This window comes from Brachybacterium sp. AOP43-C2-M15 (assembly GCF_052446295.1).
GTDB lineage: Bacteria > Actinomycetota > Actinomycetes > Actinomycetales > Dermabacteraceae > Brachybacterium.
In genome coordinates, this window is the sequence record NZ_JBQSWB010000026.1 from 1 (window position 1) to 16,873 (window position 16,873).

Annotated in this window: 13 protein-coding genes and 6 tRNA genes; 13 read left to right on the forward strand and 6 right to left on the reverse strand. The window is 72.6% G+C overall.

Going from position 1 to position 16,873, the window contains the following annotated elements; genetic code table 11:
• The 3 genes from ACT3SP_RS17740 to ACT3SP_RS17750 all read left to right on the forward strand — a co-directional run.
• Positions 1–306 (forward strand): OmpA family protein (locus ACT3SP_RS17740; RefSeq protein WP_444588617.1); only part of this gene is annotated, 306 nt, incomplete at its 5' end.
• Positions 296–1,054: a response regulator transcription factor gene (locus ACT3SP_RS17745; protein WP_444588618.1), complete on the forward strand. Its 759-nt coding sequence runs from the start codon at positions 296–298 to the stop codon at positions 1,052–1,054. The genes ACT3SP_RS17740 and ACT3SP_RS17745, both read left to right, overlap by 11 nt.
• Positions 1,051–1,965, forward strand: a complete 915-nt coding sequence (locus tag ACT3SP_RS17750; RefSeq protein ID WP_444588619.1) for a sensor histidine kinase — start codon at positions 1,051–1,053, stop codon at positions 1,963–1,965. Before ACT3SP_RS17745 ends, ACT3SP_RS17750 begins: the two co-directional genes overlap by 4 nt.
• A 261-nt stretch (positions 1,966–2,226) precedes the next feature.
• Here the strand turns inward: ACT3SP_RS17750 and ACT3SP_RS17755 are convergent.
• The 4 genes from ACT3SP_RS17755 to ACT3SP_RS17770 form a co-directional block, all read right to left on the reverse strand.
• Positions 2,227–2,301 (reverse strand) — tRNA-Val (locus ACT3SP_RS17755).
• A 48-nt stretch (positions 2,302–2,349) separates the two neighbouring features.
• Positions 2,350–2,420 (reverse strand) — tRNA-Cys (locus tag ACT3SP_RS17760).
• A 65-nt stretch (positions 2,421–2,485) separates the two neighbouring features.
• Positions 2,486–2,558, reverse strand: a tRNA-Gly gene (locus ACT3SP_RS17765).
• A 26-nt stretch (positions 2,559–2,584) separates the two neighbouring features.
• Positions 2,585–2,656 (reverse strand) — tRNA-Val (locus tag ACT3SP_RS17770).
• Positions 2,657–2,958: 302 nt separating this feature from the next.
• Here ACT3SP_RS17770 and ACT3SP_RS17775 point away from each other — a divergent pair.
• From ACT3SP_RS17775 to treZ, 5 genes are all read left to right on the forward strand, one after another.
• A tRNA-Gly gene (locus ACT3SP_RS17775) sits at positions 2,959–3,034 on the forward strand.
• A 27-nt stretch (positions 3,035–3,061) separates the two neighbouring features.
• Positions 3,062–3,136, forward strand: a tRNA-Val gene (locus ACT3SP_RS17780).
• 128 nt (positions 3,137–3,264) lie between these two features.
• A complete protein-coding gene (gene glgX, locus ACT3SP_RS17785) occupies positions 3,265–5,433 on the forward strand; it encodes a glycogen debranching protein GlgX (RefSeq protein ID WP_444588620.1) in 2,169 nt (722 codons plus the stop codon).
• Between the two features lie 82 nt (positions 5,434–5,515).
• The gene (gene treY, locus ACT3SP_RS17790) at positions 5,516–8,095 is read left to right on the forward strand and encodes a malto-oligosyltrehalose synthase (RefSeq protein ID WP_444588621.1); all 2,580 of its coding nucleotides are present in this window, start codon (positions 5,516–5,518) and stop codon (positions 8,093–8,095) included.
• Positions 8,092–9,891: a malto-oligosyltrehalose trehalohydrolase gene (treZ, locus tag ACT3SP_RS17795; protein WP_444588622.1), complete on the forward strand. Its 1,800-nt coding sequence runs from the start codon at positions 8,092–8,094 to the stop codon at positions 9,889–9,891. Before treY ends, treZ begins: the two co-directional genes overlap by 4 nt.
• Before the next feature lie 93 nt (positions 9,892–9,984).
• On the opposite strand, the gene zapE is transcribed toward treZ, so the two are convergent.
• Positions 9,985–11,043, reverse strand: coding sequence for a cell division protein ZapE (zapE, locus tag ACT3SP_RS17800; protein ID WP_444588623.1), 1,059 nt, complete (start codon positions 11,041–11,043; stop codon positions 9,985–9,987).
• A 107-nt stretch (positions 11,044–11,150) separates the two neighbouring features.
• Between zapE and ACT3SP_RS17805 the strand changes: the two genes are divergently transcribed.
• Positions 11,151–12,056 carry a dihydrofolate reductase family protein gene (locus ACT3SP_RS17805; RefSeq protein ID WP_444588624.1) on the forward strand — a complete coding sequence of 302 codons (906 nt, stop codon included), beginning with the start codon at positions 11,151–11,153 and terminating at the stop codon, positions 12,054–12,056.
• Here ACT3SP_RS17805 and ACT3SP_RS17810 read toward each other — a convergent pair.
• Positions 11,948–13,303 (reverse strand): alpha/beta hydrolase family protein, encoded by a 1,356-nt coding sequence (locus ACT3SP_RS17810; RefSeq protein ID WP_444588625.1) that lies wholly within the window; start codon positions 13,301–13,303, stop codon positions 11,948–11,950. The genes ACT3SP_RS17805 and ACT3SP_RS17810 overlap by 109 nt on opposite strands.
• Positions 13,304–13,424: 121 nt before the next feature.
• Here ACT3SP_RS17810 and msrB point away from each other — a divergent pair, with 121 nt between their 5' ends.
• The 4 genes from msrB (at position 13,425) to ACT3SP_RS17830 (ending at position 16,858) form a co-directional block, all read left to right on the forward strand.
• Positions 13,425–13,859, forward strand: a complete 435-nt coding sequence (gene msrB / locus ACT3SP_RS17815) for a peptide-methionine (R)-S-oxide reductase MsrB (protein WP_444588626.1) — start codon at positions 13,425–13,427, stop codon at positions 13,857–13,859.
• An 89-nt stretch (positions 13,860–13,948) separates the two neighbouring features.
• The gene (locus ACT3SP_RS17820; RefSeq protein ID WP_444588627.1) at positions 13,949–14,734 is read left to right on the forward strand and encodes a DUF3000 family protein; all 786 of its coding nucleotides are present in this window, start codon (positions 13,949–13,951) and stop codon (positions 14,732–14,734) included.
• Positions 14,731–15,930 carry an HRDC domain-containing protein gene (locus ACT3SP_RS17825; RefSeq protein ID WP_444588628.1) on the forward strand — a complete coding sequence of 400 codons (1,200 nt, stop codon included), beginning with the start codon at positions 14,731–14,733 and terminating at the stop codon, positions 15,928–15,930. The genes ACT3SP_RS17820 and ACT3SP_RS17825 overlap by 4 nt, the downstream gene beginning before the upstream one ends.
• A gap of 43 nt (positions 15,931–15,973) precedes the next feature.
• Complete coding sequence (locus ACT3SP_RS17830; RefSeq protein WP_444588629.1) at positions 15,974–16,858, forward strand: phosphotransferase; 885 nt, start codon at positions 15,974–15,976, stop codon at positions 16,856–16,858.
• Positions 16,859–16,873: the final 15 nt, after the last annotated feature.

Here is a 16,873-nt window from a genome sequence, read left to right on the forward strand (position 1 = left end):
TCTTCGGTACTCGGCGACGGAGCGGACGACAGGATCGCCGAGCTCGTCGAGGACATCCCCGACGGCGGGACGGTCCGGGTGGTCGGCCACACCGACGACATCCCCTACGAGCGGGGGAACGACGTGCTCTCCCTCGAGCGCGCCCAGGCCGTCGCCGACGTCATCACCGGGTCCAGGGACGATCTGGAGCTCGAGGTCGAGGGACTCGGGGACACGGAGCCGGTGGCGCCGAACTCCTCGGGCGGGGAGGACGATCCCGAAGGACGGGCGGAGAACCGCCGCGTGGAGATCCGCTATGACGGCTGACCCCGGGGAGGCGGGCCGCTCCGCGGATTCGGTGGAGGACAGGCCGGTGCGGGTCCTTCTGGTCGATGACGACGAGACGATCCGCGAGCACCTCTCCGGAGTGCTCGCTCGCAGCGGCCTGGACGTCGTGACCGCAGTCCACGGCGCCGAGGCGCTGCACCGGATCGCCGACCGTGTCCCGGATCTGGTCGTCCTCGACGTCATGATGCCGGTGCTGGACGGGCGTGCCGCTCTGCGACGGATCCGCTCCGAGCACGAATGGCTCCCGGTCATCCTGCTCACGCAGGTCGGCGAGAGCTTCGAACGCGCTGCGGCCCTCGACGAAGGGGCGGACGACTACCTCAACAAGCCCTTCGATCCGCAGGAGCTGCTGGCCCGGATCCGTGCGGTGCTCCGACGCAGCGGCCGCGGTCGGGCACCGCTCAGTGCCGCGGAGGTCCTGCGCGCCGGGGAGCTGCGGATCGAGCGCCCCGCGCGCAGGGTCATGCTGGCGGGTGCGGAGAAGCAGCTCACACCTCGGGCGTTCGCCCTGCTGGAGTTCCTCATGTCGCATCCCGACGAGGTCTTCGACCGCGACCGGCTGCTCCAGACCGTCTGGGGCTTCGATGCCGTGGTCACCACCCGGGCCGTCGACCATCGCATCGCAGAGATCCGCCGAGTGCTGGCGGACGACGCGTCCGCGTCGCGGTACGTGGTGACGGTGCCCGGCCTCGGCTACCGCTTCGTGAAACCTGTGGAACGCGGATGAGGGGCCGTCTCCTGTGGACGATCCCCCTGCTGCTCGGCCCGCTGCTGTGCGGGACGGTGCTCACGGTGCTGTGGTGGCTGCTGGATCCCGAGCGCTCACTCGTCATCGTCCTGCTGCTGCACCGACTGCCGCTGGTCCTCGGGGTGGGAGTCGCCGCGATCGCACTGGTGGTGTGGGCGACGACGGCCCTGGCCGAGCGGCGATCGCGTGCCGAGCGGGAGCGCCTCCGGCGGGACCTGACCGCGAGCCGTCACCGCCTCGTCTCCCGTCTCGACCACGAGATCAAGAATCCTCTCCAGGGGATCCGGGTCGCCCTGGCCGATGCGCCCTCGGACCGTCAGCGCGCGAGCATCGACGCCCAGTCACGCCGCCTCGAGGTGCTGCTTCGGGACCTGCGGAAAGTGGGAGAGGTCGAGCACATGCCGCTCGAGCTCTCCGAGGTCGACCTCGTTGATCTCTCCCGCGAGGCCGTCGCGGCGGCGAAGGATCTGCCCGGTGCCGCCGAGCGGCGCTGGAACGTCGCCTTCCCCACGGCGCCGCGCCCCCTGCCGACGGTGAGCGGGGACGAGGACCTGCTGTTCCTGGCGCTGATGAACGTGCTCACCAACGCGGTGAAGTACTCCGGTCCGAACGATGCGATCGAGGTCCGTGGGCGCGTCGAGGATCTCCAGGTGGTGCTCGAGGTGGCCGACACCGGTCGTGGCATCACCGCCGACGAGCAGGAGCTGGTCTGGGAGGAGCTCGGGCGCTCGCAGGAGGCCCGGGACGTGGACGGCTCCGGGCTGGGCCTGCCGATGGTACGGGCGGTCCTGCAGCGGCACGGCGGCTGCGCGGAGCTCGAGTCCTGGCGCGGAGAGGGGTCGACGTTCTCCCTGCGCCTGCCGCTCCCCGGACGGACCGGACAGCGCTGACCGGGCGGCATCCGCTCGTCGGCGTCATGGACAGCTTCAGCTCTGCTGGTCGCCGTCATCGCCGTGCTCACCGCATGCTTCGTCGCCTCGGCCGGCTCCCCGGCCCCGGGGACCCCGGCACCAGGCGCACACGCGTCCGACGCCGAGCCGTCCGCCGGGCAGGAGCCCGACGGGCAGGAGGGCGCGGACACCCGCTCCTGAGGCCCCGCCTCTCCGTCCCGACGACGAAGGGCCCCGGTCTCGGACCGGGACCCTTCGTGCTGGTGGGCGATACTGGGATCGAACCAGTGACCTCTTCCGTGTCAGGGAAGCGCGCTACCGCTGCGCCAATCGCCCGCGACGTCCGTGCATCATACGTCGTGGTGCACGATGCGGGTGTCGTCGAGGTGGGTACGGGATTCGAACCCGTGTACACGGCTTTGCAGGCCGTTGCCTCGCCTCTCGGCCAACCCACCGCAGATGCTCTCGCATCTATGGGAAACGGCGCTCCCGACGAGTCGTCGAGCGCGCCGCTCCGCGGAGCGGACGACCGGATTCGAACCGGCGACCCTCACCTTGGCAAGGTGATGCTCTACCAACTGAGCTACGTCCGCAGGACAGGGATCCGTGGATCCTGTCGTGGGCGATACTGGGTTCGAACCAGTGACCTCTTCCGTGTGAAGGAAGCGCGCTACCACTGCGCCAATCGCCCGAAGGTGCTGGCCACCCTCTCGAGTGGACTCGAAGAAGCTTACACGGTTTCCCGGGCCGCTCGCACCGGATCGGATGTGACCTGCATCCCGCCGGGCCGCTCACTCGGCCCGCACCTCGCGCGCCGCCCGCGCACCGCGGCCCGCCCTCTCCCGGGACCCGCCCCGAGGAGGGGTCGCGTGCCGGACGCCCGCCCGACGACCCGCCCGGCTCCCGGCGGTGACCTCGCACACTGTGGGTCCTCAGCATTTGCGGTGACGGGCGGAGCGGAATACAGTCTTCCCTCGTCGGCCACGCCGATGTGCGGACGTAGCTCAGTTGGTAGAGCATCACCTTGCCAAGGTGAGGGTCGCCGGTTCGAATCCGGTCGTCCGCTCCATCCCTCCCCCGCGTCCTCGGACGCACCGGGCGATTGGCGCAGCGGTAGCGCGCTTCCCTGACACGGAAGAGGTCACTGGTTCGATCCCAGTATCGCCCACCACGCAAGGCCCCCTCGACGAGGGGGCCTTCGTCGTCCCCGGTCACGGCGGCCGGGACTCCGCCCTTGCCCCACGGCGTCCCCTCGACCTCCCCGGTCCCGCCCAGCCGCGCTCCGTCTACTCTGAGCACATGCAGATCTGGACCGGACAGTCCTACCCCCTGGGTGCCACCTTCGACGGCTCGGGCACCAACTTCGCCCTGTTCTCCGAGACGGCCGAGCGCGTCGAGCTGTGCCTGATCGACGAGCGCGGCGACGAGCGACGGGTCGAGATCACCGAGGTCGACGCCTACGTCTGGCACGTCTACCTGCCCGCGGTGCAGCCCGGCCAGCGCTACGGCTACCGGGTGCACGGCCCCTACGACCCCTCCGCGGGGCTGCGCTGCGACTCCTCGAAGCTGCTGCTGGACCCGTACGCGAAGGCGATCGCGGGCATGGCCTCCAACCATCCCTCGCTGTACAGCTACGACTTCGAGCACCCCGAGGAGCGGAACCAGGAGGACTCCGCCGAGCACACCATGCACTCCGTGGTGGTCTCCCCGTTCTTCGACTGGGGCAACGACCATCCGCCGGCCCACGAATACCACGACACCGTGATCTACGAGGCCCACGTCAAGGGCCTGACGATGCTCCATCCGGACATCGACGAGTCCATCCGCGGCACCTATGTCGCCGTGGGCCATCCGGCGATCATCGAGCACCTCACCGAACTGGGCGTCACCGCGATCGAGCTCATGCCGGTGCACCAGTTCGTGCAGGACGGCCACCTGGTCGAGAAGGGCCTGAGCAACTACTGGGGCTACAACACCATCGGCTTCTTCGCCCCGCACAACGAGTACTCCTCCGCGGGTGAGCTGGGCCAGCAGGTCCAGGAGTTCAAGCAGATGGTCAAGAACCTGCACGAGGCGGACATCGAGGTGATCCTCGACGTGGTCTACAACCACACCGCCGAGGGCAACCACCTGGGCCCCACCCTCTGCTTCCGCGGCATCGACAACGCCGCGTACTACCGGCTGGTCGAGGAGGACAGGGCCCACTACTACGACACCACCGGCACCGGGAACTCGCTGCTGATGCGCACCCCGCACGTGCTCCAGCTGATCATGGACTCGCTGCGCTACTGGGTCACCGAGATGCACGTGGACGGATTCCGCTTCGACCTGGCCTCGACCCTCGCGCGCGAGCTGCACGAGGTGGACCGCCTCTCCGCCTTCTTCGACATCATCCAGCAGGATCCGATCATCTCCCAGGTCAAGCTCATCGCCGAGCCGTGGGATCTCGGCGAGGGCGGCTACCAGGTGGGCGGCTTCCCGCCGCTGTGGTCGGAGTGGAACGGCAAGTACCGCGACACCGTGCGCGACTTCCACCGCTCCGAACCGGGGCAGATCGGCGACTTCACCTCGCGCCTGGCCGGCAGCTCCGACCTGTACCAGCACTCGGGACGCACCCCGATCGCCTCGATCAACTTCGTCACCGCCCACGACGGGTTCACGCTGCGGGACCTGGTCTCCTACAACGACCGCCACAACGAGGCCAACGGCGAGGGCGGCGGCGACGGCGAGAGCCACAACCGCTCCTGGAACTCCGGCGTCGAGGGGCCGACGGAGGACCGGGAGGTGCGGGACCTGCGCCTGCGCCGCACGAAGAACCTCATGGCGACCCTCCTGGTCAGCCAGGGCGTGCCGATGATCCTGCACGGGGACGAGATGGGCCGCTCCCAGGGTGGCAACAACAACACCTACTGCCAGGACAACGAGCTCTCGTGGATGGCGTGGGAGCTGGACCCGGACGAGATGGACATGCTCTGGTTCACCCAGCAGATGATCGCGCTGCGCCGTGAGCATCCGATCTTCCGGCGCCGCCGCTTCCTGCAGGGGGTGGTCCGCCCCGATGCCGGCTCGGACCTCGCGGACGTCGAATGGCTCGCCACGGACGGCGAGCCGATGACCGACGAGGAGTGGGACGACGCCCAGAACAAGTGCCTGACGATGTTCCTCAACGGCTCGGCGATCCCCGAGCCCACCTTGCGCGGTCAGCGGCTGGTGGACGATTCGGCGCTGGTCATGTTCAACGCCTCGGGCAATGCGGTGGACTTCACCCTCCCGCCGGCGGACCACGGGAAGGAGTGGGAGGTGGTCCTCGGCACCGGGGACACGATCGACGTCGGCACGGCGCTGGAGGCGGGCCGAGTGGTCTCCCGCCCCGGCCACTCCCTGCTGATCCTGATGCGTCCCCCGATGGACGGGGACACCGACGTCGATGTCGCCGGGGAGGACGAGGACCGACCTGCCCGCGCCTGAGAGCCCGCCCGCGCCCGAGAACGAGCGCGCACCGGAGATCGACCCGCCCCGACCGTGGGGCGACGAAGGAGTGCATCGCCCCGTGAGCACCGATCCTCGCCGTCCCCCGGGGCCGAGCCGTCCGGGAGCCGTCACCACCGGCACCCTGCGTGCCGTCCGCCCGGTCCCGACCTCCACCTATCGCCTGCAGCTGCACGAGGGGTTCACCGCGGACGACGCCGTGGAGGTGGTCCCCTATCTGGCCCGGCTGGGGGTGGGGCACCTGTTCTGCTCTCCCGTGCTGCAGGCGTCCCCGGGGTCGACCCACGGCTACGACGTCGTCGACCACACCCGGATCGGCGAGGAGATCGGCGGGGAGGCCGCTCTGCGGCGGCTCGCCGACGCGGCGCATGCCCACGGCATGGGCATGATCGTCGACGTGGTCCCCAACCACATGGCGATCCCCACCCCGATCTGGCACAACCGCGCCCTGTGGTCGGTGCTGCGCGAGGGTCCGCACTCCCCCTACGCCGACTGGTTCGACGTGGACCTCTCCGCCGAACGCTCGGTGCTGGTGCCGGTGCTGGGCCGACCCATCGGGGCGGTCCTCGCCGAGGGAGGGATCACCGTCGGCGAGGAGCCCGTCCCGCAGGCCGACGGGAGCGTGCCCACCGAGACCGTGGTGCGCTACTACGACCACGTGCTGCCGGTCGCCGCGGGCACGGAGCACCTCGGGCTCGCGGACCTGCTGGACCGCCAGCGGTACCGCCTGGCCTACTGGAAGGTCTCCGACGACGAGCTGAACTACCGGCGCTTCTTCGACGTGGACACCCTCGCCGCGGTCCGGGTGGAGCTGCCGGCGGTGTTCGAGGCGACGCACGCCACGCTGCTGCGCCTGCAGGGCGAGGGCGTGATCGACGGCTACCGGATCGACCACCCGGACGGTCTCTCCGACCCGCGCGGGTATCTGCGGGACCTGGAGCGGGCCACCGGCGGGGCCTGGACCGTGGTGGAGAAGATCCTCGAGGGCGAGGAGCAGCTGCCCGGCGACTTCCCGTGCGCCGGGACCACGGGCTACGACGCCCTGTGGCGCGTCGGCGGTCTGTTCCACGACCCGCACGGGGCGCTGGGGCTGACGCATCTGTGGCAGCGCCGCACCGGGGACCTGCGGCCGTTCGAGGAGATCGCCGAGGAGTCCACCGACCTGATCGTCACCACCAGCCTGTGGGCCGAGATCGAGCGTCTGACCACTCTCATCCACCGCATCTGCCAGGAGGACATCCGGCTGCGCGACACCACCCGGCGCAACATCCAGAAGGTGGTCGTCGCGCTGCTGGGCTCGATGGACCGCTACCGCGCCTACATCGTGCCCGGCGAGACGGCCCCCGGTGGGGAACGTGCGGTGATCGAGCAGGCGGCCGCCCGGGCTCGGGAGCGGATCGGCGAGGACGAGGACGTGGTCGCGACCCTCGAGCTGGTCGTGTCCCTGGTGTGCGGCGACGAGGTGGGCAGCGCGGGACGCTCCCGCAGCGCCGAGCGCGACGAGGTGGTGATCCGCTTCGCCCAGACCTGCGGCCCGGTGCACGCCAAGGGGCTCGAGGACACGGCCTTCTACCGCTACTCGCGCTTCGTGGCGGTCAACGAGGTCGGCGCCGACCCGGACCGCATCGGGGTCGAGCCGGACGAGCTGCACGACCACGCGCTGTCGATGGTGCGCACCCGTCCCGACGCGATGACCACGCTGTCCACGCACGACACCAAGCGCAGTGAGGACGTCCGCGCCCGCCTGGCGGTGCTCACCGAGCAGCCGCTCGAGTGGGCGCTGGTGGTCCAGGACCTCGACCGCGCGACCGCCGCGCACCGCGGTGACCGCGTCGACGGAGCGATCGAGCTGCTGCTGTGGCAGATCCTCGCCGCCTGCTGGGAGCTGCCCGGCTCGGGCGCCGCACCGATGACCTGCGAGCGCCTGGAGGGCTACCTGCTCAAGGCGATGCGGGAGGCGAAGACCGTCACCACCTGGACCGAGCAGGACCCCGACTACGAGCAGCAGGTGCTCGTCCTGGGACGCGCGGCGCTGGAGTCCGAGGAGGTCGACCGGATCCTCGTCGACTGGACGCGCCGCACCGCCGCCGCTCAGCGCAGCGCGATCCTGGGCCAGAAGCTCGTTCAGCTGACGATGCCGGGTGTGCCCGATGTCTACCAGGGCAACGAGACCATCGACCTGTCCCTGGTGGACCCGGACAACCGCCGCCCCGTGGACCATGCCGCCCATCAGGCGCGGCTGGTGCGGATGATCGAGGGCGCCGGGCCCGACGGGATCGGGGACGAGAAGCTGTGGCTGACCCATCGCGCCCTGGTGCTGCGCCGTGATCGTCCGGAGCTGTTCCAGGGCCGCGAGGCCTCCTACCGGCCCCTGCCCACCACGACGGGGCACGCCGTCGCCTTCGGCCGCGCCGTCGGCGCGGGACCGATCGAGGTGATCACCGTGGTGACGCGCCTGGCGCACGGGCTCGCGCAGCGGGGCGGCTGGGGCGAGGCGTGGATCGCCCTGCCGACCGGGCGCTGGCGCGACACGCTCGGCGGGGCGGAGTTCGAGGGCGGGCGGCTGGCCCTGCACACGCTGCTCGCCGAGAGGCCGGTGGCGCTGCTGGTGCGGTGCGGCGGACAGGAGGAGAGCCGATGACCGCCCCCGCGGGCACGGCGCCCGGCACGGCGCCGCGCGCCTACGACCGCTACGAGATCTGGGCCCCGTCCGCTCGCACGGTCACCCTCCGCGTCGACGGCGCCGAGCACGTCATGGCCGCCGCAGGGGGCGGCTGGTTCACGCTGCCCGACGTGCCGGCCGTGCCCGGGGCCCGCTACGCGCTCCGCCTCGACGGGGACGAGCTGTGGCTGCCGGACCCGCGCTCGCTGTCCCAGCCGGACGGCGTCCACGGCGACAGCGAGGTGATCGACCCCCTCGCCCTGCGCGGCGCGACCGCCTGGCAGGGCCGCGAGCTGCGCGGCCGGGTGCTGTACGAGCTGCACGTGGGCACCTTCAGCCCGGGACCCGACGGCCGAGGCGGCACCTTCGACTCGGCGATCGAGCATCTGGACGAGCTGGCCGAGCTCGGCGTGGACGCGGTGGAGCTGCTGCCCGTGGCGAGCTTCCCCGGCGACCGCGGCTGGGGGTACGACGGAGTGGGCCTGTACGCGACCCATGCCGCGTACGGCGGGCCGGCGGGGCTGGCCCGCTTCGTCGAGGCCGCGCACCGACGCGGCATCGCCGTGGTGCTCGACGTCGTCCACAACCACCTCGGCCCCTCCGGCAACTACCTGGGGACGTTCGGGCCGTACTTCACCGACCGTCACGAGACCCCCTGGGGGTCGGCCGTCAACCTCGATCAGCCCGGCTCCCGCGAGGTGAGGGACTTCCTGCTGGGCAGCGCCCGGCAGTGGCTGGTGGACGTCGGCCTGGACGGGCTGCGGCTGGACGCCGTGCACGAGCTGCGCGACGACTCCCCCCGACACTTCCTCGCCGAGCTGGCCGATGCGGTCGCGGCCTGGGAGGGTGAGACGGGCCGTCCGCTGACCCTCATCGCGGAGTCGGACCGCAACCAGCCCGCGACCGTCACGCCCACCGCCGCCGGCGGCCTGGGGATGGACATGCAGTGGGCCGACGACGTCCATCACGGCGTGCACGCCTGGATCACCGGCGAGCGCGAGGGGTACTACGGCGACTTCGGCGAGGCGGAGGTGCTCGCCGGCGTGCTCGAGGGGGTCTTCCGGCATGCCGGGGACTTCTCGAGCTTCCGCGGTGAGGTCTGGGGGGCACCGGTGGATCCCGCGTCCGGGGACTACGACGCGCACTCCTTCGTCACCTTCCTGCAGGACCACGACCAGGTGGGCAATCGCGCGACCGGGGACCGCATCCATCACGGGATCGCGCCCGGGCAGCACGCCGCGGCGAGCGCGCTGATCCTGCTCGGGCCGGGCACCCCCATGCTGTTCCAGGGCGAGGAGTGGGCGGCCTCGACCCCCTTCGTCTTCTTCACCGATCACGACGACGAGCTGGGACCGCTGGTCAGCGCCGGGCGGAGGGCGGAGTTCGCGGCCATGGGCTGGGACGACCGGGTCCCCGATCCCCAGCGGCGCTCGACCTTCGAGTCCTCGATCCTGCGCTGGGAGGAGCGAGGGCGGGCGGAGCACGCGGGCATGCTCGACTGGTACCGGACCCTGATCCACCTGCGTCGGGCGCACGCCGAGCTGCACGATCCGGACCTCCGACGGGTCTCGGTCGAGATCCTCGCGGAGGAGACGGTGCTGCTGCACCGCGGCGACCTGGCGGTCCTCGCCCATCGCGGTCCCGGACCGCTGACGGCCGGACCGCGCGCCGCGGAGGTGCTCGCCTCCTTCGGCGACCCGACGCGGTCCGCGGACGGCACGCTCCGCCTGCCGGGGCCGGGGGCTGTCGTGCTGCGCGAGCGCGCCGCGGGCTGAGGACAGGACCGGCCGGACGGGCGCGCCGATCCCGGCCGGGGCAGGATCCGCCCGGGTCCGTCCGTGGGATCGACGGTCAGGGGGCTGCGTCCGTCAGGAGGCGGCGTCGGCCGTCCCCTCGTGCAGCAGCCTGCTGCCGTCGTTCGCGAGGGAGGCCAGGCGCGAGAGCGCACGCAGATACTTCTTGCGGTACCCGCTGCGCAGCAGCTCCGCCGAGAACAGGTCCTCGAGCACGGTGCCGTCTCCGGCGCCGTCCTCGAGCGAGACGACCATCGGCACCTCGCGGTCGTAGAGCCGGTCCACGAGCACCACGAAGCGCAGTGCGTCGTGGTGGTGGCTGAGCCCGTGCATCCCGGTGACGTGGGCGGCGGCGACCTCGTCGATGAGCGCCCCGTACCGGGAGGGGTGGACCGTCGTCAGGTGCCCGAGCAGCGGGTCGAACCGGTCCAGGGTCGCCGCGCTCATGTGCTCGGCGCTCTCGCGCACCTCCGCGGCGGGGAGCGCACGGATCTCGGTGACCCCGTCGCGACGGCGGTAGTCCTCGCCGTCGATCCGCAGCACCTGGAAGCGCTCGGCCATCGCCTGGATCTCGCGCAGGAAGTCCTGGGCGGCGAAACGGCCCTCGCCGAGCGCATCGGGCAGGGTGTTCGAGGTCGCGACGATCGCGACCCCCCGGTCGGACAGCTCCCGGATCAGGCGGGTCATCAGCAGCGTGTCGCCGGGGTCGTCGAGCTCGAACTCGTCGATGCACACCAGCACCGACTCCCCCAGCAGATCGACCGCCTTCTGGAAGCCGAGAGCGCCCACCAGATCGGTGTACTCCACGAAGGTGCCGTAGACCCGCTCGCCCTCGACGGCGTGGAACAGCGAGGTCAGCAGATGCGTCTTGCCCACCCCGAAGCCGCCGTCGAGGTAGATCCCGCGCGCCGGCTCCGGCTTCCGGCGCAGCCGGGCCAGGAATCCTCCGCGCGGCCGGGCGAGCTCCGCGGCGAAGTCGGAGACGCGCTGCTTGGCCTCCTCCTGGGACGGGTGCGCGGGGTCGGGGACGTAGTTCTCCAGGCGCGCCCGGGCGAAGCGCGGAGGCGGCACGAGGTCCGCGAGCAGTCGCTCGAGGGAGGGGGCCGGCCGGCGGTCGCTCAGTGCATCGGTCACGCCGGTCAGTGTAGGTGCCGGGGCCGCGGCGGCGCGGGTTCGCCCCCGAGGGGCGCGGTGCGCGATGATCGAGCCCACATCCCGTCCTCGTCCTCCAGGAGGATACCGTGCACCTGCTGCTGCGCGACGGCGACCTGCTGCCCGCCCCCGTCCCGGTCCCCGCGGACGCCGAGGGGGCGCGCCTGCTCGCCGAGGTCTACGCCGTTCCCCCGCCCCTCCCGGGGGCGGTGCACGTGCGGGCGGTGATGAACTCGACGCTCGACGGCGCGATCGCGGGTGCCGACGGGACCAGCGGTCCGCTGCGCAACCCCGACGACTCCCTCGTCTTCGAGGTCCTGCGTGCCCTGACCGACGTGGTGCTGGTCGGGGCCGGGACGGTGCGCGTCGAGGACTACAGCAGCACCCAGGGGCGCGCGGACCTGCCGACCTCCTCGCTGCGGCCGGGCGGCGCCTCGCGCCCGGCGCTGGCGATCTGGTCCCGCAGCGGCGAGCTGCCCGCCTCGATCGACCCCGAGGGGCCGACGTACCTGATCACCGATGCCGCCTCCGCCCGGGATGCGGCACGGCGCACGGGACTGCCCGCGGAGCAGGTCATCGTGGCGGGCACCGCCCGCGAGGCTCTCGAGGGTCTCGCCGCGCGGGGGCTGCGCGCCGTCCAGGCCGAGGGCGGCCCCTCGGCGCTGGGCCGGCTGGCCGCGGAGGGCCTGCTCGACGAGCTGTGCTTCTCGACCACGCACCGCACGGTCGGCGGGCCGTCCCCTCGGGTGATGCAGGGCGCGGTCCCCGAGCAGGACTGGTCGCTCGGCTCGCTGCTGGTCGGCGAGCACGCGACGATCGCGCGCCACACGAAGGAGCGCACGCAGCACGCGGCGCCGGACCCGGACCCGGACCCGGACCCGGAGGATCAGAGGCGCAGCCCGATGGCCCCCTCGAGCGCGGCGGTGCCCGGATCGCGCACCGGCACCCGGACCTCGCCCACGGACTCCTCGATCCCGAGGACCCGCACCAGGTAGTCGGCGAGGAGCCGCTCGTAGCGGACGGGGTCCCGGTTCCACTCGCGGGTGTGCGATGCGCCCTCGAAGGGGACGAACTCGACGAGGTCCGGCCGCATCGCGGCCAGCTGCCTGCTGGGCTCCGGCGGCACCGTCGCATCGTCCAGGGCGTGGAAGAGCAGCGTGGGGTGGATGAGGTGCTCGGTGTAGTGGGCGGGGGTCATCTCGGCGAGCGCGAGCGGCTCGTGCAGCCTCACCATCCGCGCCCCCACCCGGGAGGTCATCATCCACAGGGCGAGGCGCCGCATCGGGGCCGGGGCCTTCAGCGAGGTCGCGTGGTAGATGAGGATGTCCTGCCAGTCCACGGCCGGGGAATCCAGGACCAGGGCCGCGATGCGGTCGCGGTGCGCGGAGTGCACCGAGGTGCGCAGCGCGATGCCGCCGCCCATCGACCATCCCACCAGCACGATCCGGCGGGCGCCGTGGGCCACCGCATGGTCGATCGCCGCCTCGGCGTCCTCCCACTCGTCCGCGCCCAGGTGGTACATCCGGTCCGCGGAGGCCGGCGCCCCCGAGTCGTTGCGGTAGGTGATGGCGAGGCTCGTCAGGCCCAGTCGGTGCAGGAGCGGGAGGATGCGCAGCGATTCGCCGCGGGCGGAGCCGTGGCCGTGGATGAGGATCGCCCAGGTGTCCTGGTTCCCCGCGGCGGAGCCGCGCGCGGTGTCCGGACGCACCAGCCAGGCCGGCATGTGCCCCACCGGGGACTCGATGTGGACCTCCTGCGTGGGCAGTCCGTGGGCCGTGCGCGGCGTGCCCGCCCAGTAGAAGCCGTTGCTCGCGGCGCGATCGACCTGGAGGGGGACGTCCGTGTCGATCGCGAGGAGCGGGCGGGAGACCGTGGTGGGGGTGGGGCGCCCGTCGACCGGGCCGAGCCGGGCGTGGACGGTGCCGCCGCCCTGGCGCAGGGCCAGCAGGCCGTCGCGCCCGGTCGTCGGGGACTCGTCCAGGTGCACCCGATCCGAGTGCACGGCCCGCACCGTCACGTCCGGACGACCGCGCAGGCTCTCCCGCGGCACCAGCGGCAGCCGCGCCATCACCCGCGCGCCGGCGGTCAGCAGGCCTGCGCTGACGGCGAACATCGATGCCGCTCCGGTCAGCCCGTACATCATCACCTCGGGCCATCGGGCCTGGTCCGGGCGGTGCGGAAGGAAAGGGAAGCGGCGGCGGGGGTCGCTGCGCGAGCGGGTCCGGGCGAGGTCACGCGTCATACCGCGCATCCTATCGGCGGGCTAGGATCGAGGTCGTGAGCTCCTCGCTCACCGTTCCCTGACGGGCGGGTCCGCCGCTCGTGCGCGCGATGCCCCGGCGTCGCAGATCGGAGGCTCCCAGATGTCCACCGACCCCATCGGCTCCCGCCCCTACCCGATCTCCGTCGAGGACCTGGAGTGGCGCGAGCGGCTCTCCCCCGCGGAGTACCAGGTGCTCCGGCAGGGCGGCACCGAGCGCCCCGGCACCGGCGAGTACGAGGAGGTGCGGCCGGCCGGCACCTACGCGTGCAAGGGCTGCGGCGCCGAGCTGTTCACCGCCGAGGCGCAGTTCGACGCGCACTGCGGCTGGCCGGCCTTCTACGCCCCCTCGGACTCCGACGCCGTCGAGCTGCTCGAGGACACCTCGCTCGGCATGCGCCGCATCGAGGTGCGCTGCGCGAGGTGCGGCTCCCACCTGGGGCACGTCTTCGAGGGAGAGGGCTTCCCGACCCCGACGGACCAGCGGTACTGCATCAATTCGATCAGCCTGGTGCACAGCGACGACGCCGAGGGCTGACGCGTCCGCGCCGGGCCGCGGGCGGGCCTCGCCCGCGGGGCACGGCGCGCCTGCCCGATACGAGGTCACCGCGGCGTTAGCCTCCCTGGGTGCCCGTCCATCGAATCCGCTCCGGCGACGACACCTTCCGTGCCGCCATCGACGCCATGACCGATACCCGGCAGCGCCAGGAGTTCGCCTGGCGCACGATCCCCGCGCCCTCACGGATGGCGCCGTCGACCTGGGCCTGCACCGGGGAGATCGTGGTGCACGACGAGGAGCTCGCCTCCGGTCGCCTGGTGATCCTGCACGATCCCGCGGGCCAGGAGGCCTGGGACGGCACCTACCGCATGGTGGCGCTGGTCCAGGCGCAGCTCGAGCCGGAGTTCGCGATCGAGTCGATGCTCGGCGACGTCGCCTGGTCGTGGGTCACGGAGTCCCTCGAGCTGCATGATGCCGAAGCGCGGGAGCTGGGCTGCACGGCCACCCGCGTGGTCTCCCAGTCCTACGGCGCGCTCGCCTCGCGCGCCTCGACCGTGGACGTCGAGATGCGGGTGTCGTGGACCCCTGAGCCCCGCGAGCTCCCTGCGCCCCGCGAGCCCTCCGAGGAGGTCGCGGTCCCCGGGTCGTCCACGACGCCGGAGGGCCCGGTCGCGGCGGCGACGCGGCCGCCGTCCTCGGCGGCCAACGTCGGCGGCCGCGCGGTCGCCGACGGTCCCGAGGGCCCTGACGGCGACGTCGAGCCCGAGATCGATCTCGCCCCGCACTTCGCGGCCTGGACCGCGATGCTCGCCGCCGCGGGCGGCCTGCCCCCGGCGCCGCCCCGGATCGCGCCGATCGCGCCGACCCACGTCGCCCGGGCCCCGCGGCCCGCGGAGGAGGGCGAGGCCCGGTGACCGACTCCCCCGATGTCACCGATCTGAGGGCTCCGCGGGACGGTCTGGTGCCCGTCATCGACCGGATCCAGCCGCTGCTGGCATGGTGCGAGGCCGCGGACACGGCCCCCGAGGAGCCGGTCTCGGTCGACGCCGAGCGCGCCTCGAGCTATCGCTACAGCTCGCGGGCCTATCTCGTGCAGCTGCGCACCGAGTCCGCCGGCACCGCACTGGTGGACCCGCTCGCGTTCACCATGCCGACCACCCTGCAGACCCTGCTCGGCGCGAGGGAATGGGTGCTGCACGCCGCCGGCCAGGACCTGCCCAGCCTGGCCGAGCTGGGCCTGCGACCGGCTGCGCTCTTCGACACCGAGCTGGCCGCCCGCCTGCTCGGCATGGAGCGGGTCGGCCTCGGTGCGGTCGTCGAGGACACGCTGAGGCTGCGCCTGGCCAAGGAGCACTCCGCGGCCGACTGGTCACGGCGACCGTTGCCCGAGGGCTGGCTCTCCTACGCGGCGCTCGACGTCGAGGTGCTGGTCGAGGTGCGCGACGTGCTCCTCGAGCGCCTGCACGAGGCGGGCAAGGAGGACTGGGCGCGCCAGGAGTTCGAGCACGAGCGCACGAAGGAGCACGGCCCCACCCGGTCCTCGAGCTGGCGCGGCCTGCATGGGCTGGGCGCCCTGCGCTCGGCCCGCCAGCTCGCCGCCGCCCGTGAGATGTGGACCCGCCGCGACGAGATCGCCGGCGGCGAGGACCTCTCGCCGCACCGGGTGATCAAGGACCGCGATCTCGTCGCCGCCGCGAAGGAGGCACCGCGGGGGCGGGAGGCCTTCGACAGGGCGCTGCCGGCGAAGCTGCGCCGCAAGGACGTCTGGTGGCAGGCGGCGCGCTCCGGGCTCGAGCTGCCCGCCGCGCATCTCCCCGAGCGCAGCGAACGCTCCTATCCGCCGCCCCACAAGCTCTGGTCCAAGAAGTACCCCGAGGTCGCCGAGCGGTATCAGCTGGTGCGGACCGCGGTCGGGGAGAGGGCCGAGGATCTGGAGATGCCCGCGGAGAACCTGCTGCAGCCCTCCCTGCTGCGTCAGTGGGTGTGGGAGCACGAGCAGGCACCGCCGGAGGCCGAGATCGGCGCGCAGCTGGCCGAGCTCGGCGCCCGGCCCTGGCAGGTCGAGCAGTCGGCGCCGGTGATCCATCGTGCCCTGACGGAGCAGGGCTGACGGAGCAGGGCTGACGAGGACCGACCCCGCCGGAGGACCGACCATGCACGAGGAGCAGCTCGAGCTCACGGCCGGCACCGCCGAGCGCCTCGTCGCCGACCGGATGCCGGAGCTCGCGGGCGAGGAGATCCGTCTGCTCGAGACCTCCGCGACGACGCATCACATCGTGCGGATCGGCGAGCACCTGGTGGCGCGGTTCCCGCTGCGCTCGGCCGACGCGTCCAGGGCCCGGACAGCGCTCGAGGGCGAGCACCGTGCCATGGAGGAGCTCGCCCGGCTCTGCCCGGTGCCCGCTCCGCGTCCGGTGGCGATCGGCTCCCCCACGCCTGCGTTCCCGATGCCGTGGTCGGTGCAGACCTGGTTGCCGGGGCAGATCGCCACCCCGGACGGCGCGGAGTCCTCTCCGGGCCTCGCCCGCGATCTGGCCTCCCTCCTCACGGCCCTGCGCGCCGCCGACACCGGCGGGCGGCGCTTCGCGGGCGGTGGGCGGGGCGGCGACCTGATCGCCCACGAGGACTGGATCCGCACCTGCCTCGAGCGGAGCAAGGGGCTCCTGCCGGTCGCCGAGCTCTCGGCGCGGTGGCAGCGATGGCGGAGCCTCGACCGCGAGCAGGACGACGTCATGAGCCACGGCGACCTGATCCCCGCCAATCTGCTGACCGACGGCATCCGGTTGACGGGCGTGCTGGACACCGGCGGGTTCGCCCCCGCCGATCCGGCGCTCGACCTGGTCGCGGTCTGGCATCTGCTCGATCGCGACCGGCGACGCCTGGTCAGGGACCAGCTCGGCGGCAGCGACCTGGAGTGGGAGCGCGGACGCGCCTGGGCCTTCGCGCAGGCCATCGGACTGGTCTGGTACTACCGCACCACGAATCCGCCCATGGCCGAGCTGGGCCGCTCGACGCTGCACCGGCTCCTCGAGCCGTGAGGCCGTGCTGCGCCG

Excerpts from the sequence above, each read along its gene's own strand:
- ACT3SP_RS17745 (WP_444588618.1), top strand. The coding sequence starts at position 296 with ATGACGGCTGACCCCGGGGAGGCGGGCCGCTCCGCGGATTCGGTGGAG.
- ACT3SP_RS17750 (WP_444588619.1), top strand. The coding sequence starts at position 1,051 with ATGAGGGGCCGTCTCCTGTGGACGATCCCCCTGCTGCTCGGCCCGCTG.
- glgX (WP_444588620.1), top strand. The coding sequence starts at position 3,265 with ATGCAGATCTGGACCGGACAGTCCTACCCCCTGGGTGCCACCTTCGAC.
- treZ (WP_444588622.1), top strand. The coding sequence starts at position 8,092 with ATGACCGCCCCCGCGGGCACGGCGCCCGGCACGGCGCCGCGCGCCTAC.
- ACT3SP_RS17810 (WP_444588625.1), bottom strand. The coding sequence starts at position 13,303 with ATGACGCGTGACCTCGCCCGGACCCGCTCGCGCAGCGACCCCCGCCGC.
- msrB (WP_444588626.1), top strand. The coding sequence starts at position 13,425 with ATGTCCACCGACCCCATCGGCTCCCGCCCCTACCCGATCTCCGTCGAG.
- ACT3SP_RS17830 (WP_444588629.1), top strand. The coding sequence starts at position 15,974 with ATGCACGAGGAGCAGCTCGAGCTCACGGCCGGCACCGCCGAGCGCCTC.